Here is an 8243-nt window from a genome sequence, read left to right on the forward strand (position 1 = left end):
CCAAGTGCGAGGCGCATACTAGCAGATCCCCAGCGTTTGTGAACCCCTGACAGGCTGATATGGCAGTAAAAAATGACTGTTCGTTGTTTTTTGATACAGCAAGCTCAAAATTCAAACTTATCAGCTAGTTGTAAGCTGATTTTCTGCACAAACCAGCACAGTACAGCTTGGCGAGCGTGGTGAAGAGGAGGCCAATAGCAGAAGACCGCCTGCGTCGGCGGTCTTCTCGGTTATCACATTTAGCGCTGGAACGGGTAGATGGATCCGAGTTTGAGGATCTGGGTTAGCTCGTCCAGTGCACTGCGGGATTCCTGCACCAGCGCCGGGTCGCGCAGATCATCGAGGCTCAGGCGGTCGCGGTAGTGGCGATCGACCCAGCCGTCGAGGCGGGCGAACTGGCGGTCGTTGATAAGGCAGGCCGGATTGACCGCGGCGAGCTCCTGATCGTTCATGGCAACCCGCAGTCGCAGGCAGGCCGGGCCGCCTCCATTGCGCATGCTCTGTTTCACATCCATGTAGTGGACCGCCTTGATCGGGGTCTCCTGCGTCAGCAGCTTGTTCAGGTACGCTGACACTGCCGGATTATCGCGGCACTCGGTGGGGGCGATGATGGCCATCTCGCCGCTCGGCAGGGTGAGGATCTGGGTGTTGAACAGGTAGGATTTCACCGCATCCAGCACGGATACCTCGGCGGTCGGCACTTCGATAAAGTGCAAATCCCCCTCGCCAAACTTGCTGCTGATCTCGGTCAGTACCGCTTCGGTGTTGAGGAACGCTTGTTGATGGAAGAAGAGCACGTTCTGGTTGCCCACCGCGATCACATCGTTATGGAATACCCCCTGATCGATCACCTCCGGGTTTTGCTGAATAAACACCACGCTCTCCTCGCCAAGGCCATGCAGGCGGGCGATGGCCTGGCTTGCCTCCAGAGTCTGGCGGGCCGGGTAGCGCTTCGGCGCCGGGCGGGCGTAGTCAAAAGCGCTGCGGCCATAGACGAACAGCTCGACCCCCGCCTCGCCATAGGCGCGACAGAGGCGGGTATGGTTGGCCGCCCCCTCGTCGCCGAAGTGGTCATTCTCCGGCAGATGGAGGTGGTGGCTGAAGTGGCGATCATTGTTGAACACTGCGCGCAGGATGCGACCTGTGACGTCCGGCTCCAGGGAGCGGTGAAACTTGTTGGTCAGGTTGGCGGGGGTGAAGTGAATGCGGCCATCCTGGGTATCGGCACTGGGGGAGACGGTGGCGGCGTTGGCAGTCCACATGCTGGAGGCCGAATAGCAGGCAGCCAGTACGGCAGGAGCCTGCTTGGCGGCCTGCTCCAGCACCCGGGCATCGTTGCCGGTGAAGCCGAGGCGGCGCAGGGTGGCGAGATCGGGACGCTCTTGTGGCGCCAGTACCCCCTGGGTCATGCCAAGCTCGGTCAGCGCCTTCATCTTGCGCAGCCCCTGTTTGGCGGCCTCTTTCGGATTGGAAGCCTCCTGGGCATTGCTCTGGGAGGCAACGTTGCCGTAGGAGAGGCCAGCATAGTTATGAGTCGGGCCGACCAGACCGTCGAAATTGACCTCGAAGTGCTTCATTGAGTACATCCTTTCGATTTTTATGATGGGTAGCGGTTCCTTCCGCGCGCAATGCGTCGGGGTTGGGCCATTATAAAGAGATTTTATGTTTTTGTAACAAGCCGGTAACCAGCAGACGTTTTTATGTCGTTTCAGATATAAAAAGAGGGGCGGTATGGCAGAAAATTGAAAAAGCGGTTGCGTCCGGCCTGTTGCCTTCGCATTAATAAATAAAGAAGCAATAAAAGAAGCCGTGTGGTTCGGGCTGGTCAGGCAAATTTGCTCACAAGATTGCTTTTTCGCGCCAAATCTCTTATACAGCCCCACAAAACCGCACACCAACCCCGTCGGGTGCAATGAGGATAATAGTTACAGCATGGGCAAATCACTGGTCATAGTGGAGTCTCCGGCCAAGGCCAAGACGATCAACAAATATCTGGGCAAGGACTACGTGGTGAAATCCAGCGTTGGTCATGTTCGCGATCTGCCCACCAGCGGCAGCGCCAGCACCGAGCCCAAGAAACCTGTCATTCGCGGCATCAAGTTGAGCGAATCCGAGAAGGCTGCCAAGGATCGCAAGGCCCTGTTTGCCCGGATGGGTATCAATCCGACCGCTGGCTGGCAGGCTAATTACCAGATTTTGCCCGGCAAGGAGAAGGTGGTCAGCGAGTTGCAAAGTCTGGCCGAGAAAGCCGACACCATCTATCTCGCAACCGACTTGGATAGAGAAGGAGAGGCGATCGCCTGGCACCTGCGCGAGATCATCGGTGGCGACGACAGCCGCTACAAGCGCGTGGTGTTCAACGAGATCACCAAGAGCGCCATCAAGGAGGCGTTTGCCCAGCCGTCCGAACTCAATATTGACCGCGTCAATGCCCAGCAGGCCCGTCGTTTCCTCGACCGCGTGGTGGGTTACATGGTCTCCCCGCTGCTGTGGAAAAAGCTGGCCCGCGGTCTCTCCGCCGGTCGGGTGCAATCCGTTGCGGTGCGTCTCATCGTCGATAAAGAGCGCGAAATCAAGGCGTTCGTACCGGTCGAGTTCTGGGATCTCAATGCCGACCTGCTGACCGCCGACAAGAGCGATCTGCGGATGGAAGTGGTCAGCCGCAATGGTGCCGACTTCAAGCCGGTGACCCAGGCCGAGACCTTTGCCGCCGTGGCGGCCCTGGAAGGGGTCGACTACAAGGTGGTGAACCGGGAAGACAAGCCGACCGGCTCCAAGCCGTCCGCGCCGTTTATCACCTCTACCCTGCAGCAGGCGGCCTCTACCCGGCTGAGCTTCGGGGTCAAGAAGACCATGATGATGGCCCAGCGTCTCTATGAAGCGGGTTACATCACCTATATGCGTACCGACTCCACCAACCTCAGCAAAGAGGCGGTTGAGGCGGTGCGTGAATATATCGGCGAGCAGTATGGCGCGGCCTATCTGCCAGCCGAGCCGAATCTGTATGGCGCCAAGGCCAATGCTCAGGAAGCGCACGAAGCGATCCGTCCCTCCAACGTACAGGTGACTGCCGAGATGCTGGAAGGGATGGAGCCGGATGCCATGCGTCTGTACGATCTCATCTGGCGTCAGTTCGTTGCTTGTCAGATGACCCCGGCTCAGTACGACTCTTCTACCCTGACCGTCAAGGCGGGTGAGTTCGAGCTCAAGGCCCGTGGCCGTACCCTGCGCTTCGCCGGTTGGACCAAGGCTCTGCCGCCGATGGGTCGCAAGGGTGAAGATAGTCAGCTGCCGGCGGTGACCGTTGGCGAGGTGCTGAAGCTGATCAAGCTGGATCCGCGCCAGCACTTCACCAAGCCGCCTGCCCGTTTCACTGAAGCTGCGCTGGTGCGCGAGCTGGAAAAACGCGGCATCGGCCGTCCGTCAACCTACGCCTCCATCATCTCCACCATCGTCGATCGCGGTTATGTGCGGGTCGAGAGCCGCCGTTTCTTCGCCGAGAAGATGGGCGAGATCGTCACCGATCGTTTGGTGGAGAACTTCGTCGAGCTGATGAACTACGAGTTCACCGCCAAGATGGAAGACAAGCTCGATGGCATCGCCGAAGGGAGCCTTGAGTGGAAGAAGGTGCTGGACGCCTTCTACGCCGAGTTTACCCAGGAGCTGGAGAAGGCCGACAAGGCGCCCGAAGAGGGCGGCATGCGTGCCAACCAGATGGTGATGACCGACATCGACTGCCCGGATTGTGGCCGCAAGATGGGGATTCGTACCGCCACCACCGGCGTCTTCCTCGGCTGCTCCGGCTATGCACTGCCGCCGAAAGATCGCTGCAAGAAGACCATCAACCTGGTCTCTGCCGACGAGTTTGTCTCCGCCACTGACGGCGAAGAGGCGGAAACCGAGGCGCTGCGTGCCAAGCACCGTTGCGGTGTCTGTGGCACAGCGATGGATGCCTACATCATCGATGACAGCCGCAAGCTGCACGTCTGTGGTCGCAACCCGGACTGCGATGGCTACGAAATCGAGAAGGGCCAGTTCAAGCTCAAGGGCTACGAAGGGCCGAGTATCGAGTGCGACCGTTGCGGAGCCGAGATGCAGCTCAAGAACGGCCGTTTCGGCAAGTACATGGGCTGCACCAACGAGACTTGCAAGAACACCCGCAAGATCCTGAAAAACGGCGACATCGCGCCGCCGAAAGAAGATCCGGTACCGTTGCCGGAGCTCAAGTGCACCCAGTCCGATGCTCACTTCGTGCTGCGTGACGGTGCTGCCGGTCTGTTCCTGGCAGCCAGCAACTTCCCCAAATCCCGCGAGACCCGCGCGCCGCTGGTGGAAGAGCTCAAGCGCTTCAAGGATCGCATCTCCGCCAAGCACAAGTATCTGGCCGGTGCCCCGCTCACCGATCCGGACGGCAACCCAGCTATCGTGCGCTTCAGTCGCAAGACCAAGGAGCAGTACGTGATGAGCGAGGTCAACGGCAAGGCGACCGGTTGGACCGCTCACTACGACAACGGTACCTGGCAAGAGAGTTTGCCAAAGGCTAAAAAAGCCTGATGAAAAGAGGCCCCGACAAGGGGCCTCTTTGCTTATGGATAGCGGTATACTGAGACAGCTGCAAGGAGTGCAGCTGTCGTCAATCGCGAAGTAGACAAGGAGGTTGAGATGGAGATTAACGAGATCCGGCCGGGCATGAGCTGCATGACCCGTGAAGGGGCGGCCTATGTGCTGGAGGTGGACCGGCAGAGCCTGCTGGTGCTGCTGCAGCGTGCGGATGAGACCATACCGGTGCAGGTGCGCAGCGACGAGATCCTGGCGCCGCTGGAGTGATCCGGCTGTGATCCCCTCAAAACGGCAGTAAAAAAAGCAGCTCGGCCAGATCGGGCTGCCATTGCCACTCCTTCATTCTGACCCGCCCCCCGATCACCACGACCCCCTCCTGCTGCAGGCGTCCCGTCTGTTCGGCAAAGCCTGGCGATCCTTTCGGTAACGAGATAGTGCCCGCAGCGCCCAGCACCCGATGCCACGGCAGTACCTTGTCGGTTTCCCGCAGCACCTTGCCCACCAGTCTTGCCCGTCCGGGCAGCCCGGCCAGATCGGCCACCTGACCATAGCTGACCACCCGGCCTGCCGGGATCAAGGCGATGATCGCTTCGATACGGGCCGTTTTGTTCAATGGGGATGGACTTGGTTCAATGCTCATAGACCCGATTCGTCAAAAACAACAGAAGCGCCATTGTGGCGCTTCTGTCATGGGGCTGGCAATGATTCAGCCGAAGGTCTGGCTAAGCCCCTTCAGTTGCTTGGCCCGTTCCAGCAGAGCCTGACTGGAGTGATCGACATCCAGCATCTTCTGACTGTTGGCGTGGGAGTACTCGGAGATCTGGTGGATGCTGCGGCTGATCTCCTCTACTACCGCTTGTTGCTGCTCAGCAGCGGTGGCGATCTGGGTGGAGTGTTCGGTGACCAGCTCTATCTCTGCCAGCACAGTATGGAGGCTGCTGGCTCCCTGGCGGGTCATCTCGGCACATGCGCGGGTCTGTTGCAGGTTCTCCTGCATCATCCCCTTCCAGCGTCCCAGCGTGTGCTGGATCTGCTTGATGCTGCCCTGGATCTGCTCGGTTGCCTTGTGGGTGCGGGTCGATAGAGTACGCACCTCGTCTGCGACCACAGCAAAACCACGGCCCTGCTCCCCGGCGCGAGCAGCTTCGATAGCGGCGTTGAGGGCCAGCAGGTTAGTCTGCTCGGCGATGCCCTGGATCTCGCCCATGACACTGCCAATCCGTTCGGATTCGCTGGCGAGCTCTACCGCCGAGTTGAACGCCAGCTCTGCCTGTTTGGCGAGCTGTTCGATCTGTTGTTCGGTCTGGTTCAACTGCTGGTTGGTTTGTTCACAACGATTGCGAGCTTCGTTGACCTGACCGTTGGAGTCTTGAATGTTGCGGGCGATCTCGTGAGCTGTGTTGGCCATTTGAGTCATAGCTGTAGCCATCTGCTGGGTCTGGGCATCTTGCTCGTTGATATCGAGACAGGCTTGATGAGAGGCCTGCTTCAGATTGATGGCCAGGGTTTGCAGAGGTGCCGTGGCATCATTGATCCTCCCCAACACGGTTCGGATGCGGGCCTGCAGCATCTTGATATGAAAATCGGCAATGGCGCCGGGGTTGTCACCGGAGTAGACCAGCCGGGTCAGACTGTCATATTCGCGGCCCAGTTGCTGCAGATAGTGGGGCAGGGCAAAGAGCTCGCGCCAGTAGGCTCCGCCAAGAAGCAACAGGGGTAGCAGCATCAGCAGGACGGTCATGGCCCCTTGGCTGGCGAAGGTCCAGCCCATCAGGCCGAGCAGCAGCAGGGTAATGGCCGGGGTGCGCACTCTGGCAAGAGAGGGGAGGTTGCTGCTGTTGCCGCGCTCGGCCTTGAGCAGGGCTTGGTAGGTCTCAGCGGCGATGCGTTTGAATTGGGGCTCGGGCTTGCAGCGTACCGACTGGTAACCACTGATCCGCCCTGCCTCATAGATGGGGGTCACATAGGCATCGACCCAGTAGTAGCGGCCATCCTTGCAGCGGTTTTTCACCATGCCGCGCCAGGGTTTGCCCTCCTTGAGGCGAGCCCAGAGATCGGCAAAGGCCGCTTTGGGCATGTCGGGATGGCGCACCAGATTGTGGTTGTGTCCCACCAGTTCATCGACCGAGTAGCCTGCGATGTCGCAGAAGGCAGGGTTGGCGTAGGTGATCACCCCGCGCAGGTCAGTGGTGGAGACCAGTTGTACGTCGGCAGGAAACTCCACTTCGCTATCCAGGGTATGGACGTCTCTGCGGGCCATAGGAATACGCTCCGATGTTCTTGTTGATAATATTGTCGTTGTTATTGTGGCAGATCTGGAGGTGGCCGCAGGCTCGCGCCAGCAGGAGGCAGACCAGCTTCATTGGGGGCTGGATTTTGCCAATAATGGCGGATGAATGGTAGGGGGAAGTTGATGTTTTGTTGGTTAATCGTAAAAAAGGCGGCCGATTGGCCGCCAAAGTAGAGACAACATTACCTCTGTGGCATCCGGTAGCGCACCTGCAACTGATCGAGGATCTGCAGCTGACCCGGCAGGCGGGCCGCGAAGTGCTCCCAGCCCTTGTGAGCGGGATCGCTCCAGGCCACCTCGGCCGTGGCCAGCATACGCGGGAACAACATGTAGTCGAGACGATCACGGCTGGTGATCAATTCTGACCACAAAGGGCTCAGCACCCCGAGGATGTTATCGTTGGCATGGAAATCGGCTGGGGCAGGATCGCAAGCATAAACCTGCTCCAGATTGAGGGTCCCCGCCCAGTAGAGGCCGGGTTCATGAATATCGGCGCTCCAGGCCAGATCCAGATAGAGGAACTGGGCGGGGGCCATCACCACCGGATAACCGGCCGCGGCAGCGTCCAGCCCCGCCTGAAAGCTGGTCCAGGCACAGATGGCCGCTTTGCGACTCACCTTGTCCCCATGCAGGATCTCCTCCCATCCGATCATCTGTTTGCCTCTGGCGGCCAGATAGCGCTGGCAGTGGCGCAGCAGATGGCCCTGCAGCTCGCGGCAGTCGGCGTAGCCCTGCTCGGTCATCAGCTGTTGGCAGGCGGGGCTGTCGGTCCAGACCCCGGTCGGCACCTCGTCACCCCCCATGTGGATCTGCGGGCCGGGGAAGAGTTCGCACACCTCGTCCAGCACCGCCTCCAGAAAGCGGTAGGTGCTGGGCAGGGCGGGGTTGAGCACGTTGTCATCGAAATGCTGGACCGAGCGGTAGCGGGAGTGATCCGCCGTTTCGATCAGCAGCTCGGGCAGCGCCTTGATGGCGGCGTGGCAGTGGCCCGGAATGTCGATCTCGGGAATGACGGTGATGCCGAGCTCACCGGCATAGCTCACCAGCTCCTTCACCTCGCTCTGGGTGTAGTAGCCGCCATAGGGCTCGGCACCGCCGCTGAGCTGGGGGCCGATCGCCAGATCATGGCCGCGCCAGGCACCCACGTCGGTCAGCTCCGGGAAGGCCTTTATCTCGAGTCGCCACCCCTCGTCATCGGTCAGGTGCCAGTGGAAGCGGTTGAACTTGTAGAGGCTCATCAGCTTGAGCAGGCGCTTGATGGTGGCCGGTGTGTGGAAGTGGCGGGCGCAATCGAGAAAAATGCCGCGAAAGCCAAAGCGCGGGGCATCCTCCAGCGTGACGCAGGGCAGGCTCTCGCCATGTTGCAGATACCACTGGGCCAAAGTCACCAGCC

The 8243-nt window shown here is 59.9% G+C and carries 6 protein-coding genes; 2 read left to right on the forward strand and 4 right to left on the reverse strand.

Annotated elements, in window-relative coordinates:
- Positions 1-239 precede the first annotated feature (239 nt).
- A complete protein-coding gene (gene astB, locus AACS18_RS05910) occupies positions 240-1577 on the reverse strand; it encodes an N-succinylarginine dihydrolase (RefSeq protein ID WP_108612107.1) in 1338 nt (445 codons plus the stop codon).
- A gap of 355 nt (positions 1578-1932) precedes the next feature.
- Here astB and topA point away from each other — a divergent pair, with 355 nt between their 5' ends.
- Together topA and AACS18_RS05920 are read left to right on the forward strand one after the other, a co-directional pair.
- Positions 1933-4554: a type I DNA topoisomerase gene (topA, locus tag AACS18_RS05915; protein ID WP_108612108.1), complete on the forward strand. Its 2622-nt coding sequence runs from the start codon at positions 1933-1935 to the stop codon at positions 4552-4554.
- A gap of 108 nt (positions 4555-4662) precedes the next feature.
- Entirely contained in the window at positions 4663-4827 is a 165-nt protein-coding gene (locus tag AACS18_RS05920) for a hypothetical protein (RefSeq protein ID WP_005334891.1), read from the forward strand.
- A 16-nt stretch (positions 4828-4843) separates the two neighbouring features.
- On the opposite strand, the gene AACS18_RS05925 is transcribed toward AACS18_RS05920, so the two are convergent.
- From AACS18_RS05925 to AACS18_RS05935, 3 genes are all read right to left on the reverse strand, one after another.
- Complete coding sequence (locus tag AACS18_RS05925) at positions 4844-5200, reverse strand: MGMT family protein (RefSeq protein ID WP_019446729.1); 357 nt, start codon at positions 5198-5200, stop codon at positions 4844-4846.
- A 66-nt stretch (positions 5201-5266) separates the two neighbouring features.
- Complete coding sequence (locus AACS18_RS05930) at positions 5267-6820, reverse strand: methyl-accepting chemotaxis protein (protein ID WP_108612109.1); 1554 nt, start codon at positions 6818-6820, stop codon at positions 5267-5269.
- Positions 6821-7032: 212 nt separating this feature from the next.
- Positions 7033-8243: beta-N-acetylhexosaminidase (locus AACS18_RS05935; protein ID WP_146184749.1), on the reverse strand; the 1211-nt coding region annotated here is incomplete at its 5' end.

This window comes from Aeromonas sp. HMWF015, assembly GCF_963878965.1.
In the GTDB taxonomy this organism is placed as follows: Bacteria; Pseudomonadota; Gammaproteobacteria; order Enterobacterales; family Aeromonadaceae; genus Aeromonas; species Aeromonas veronii.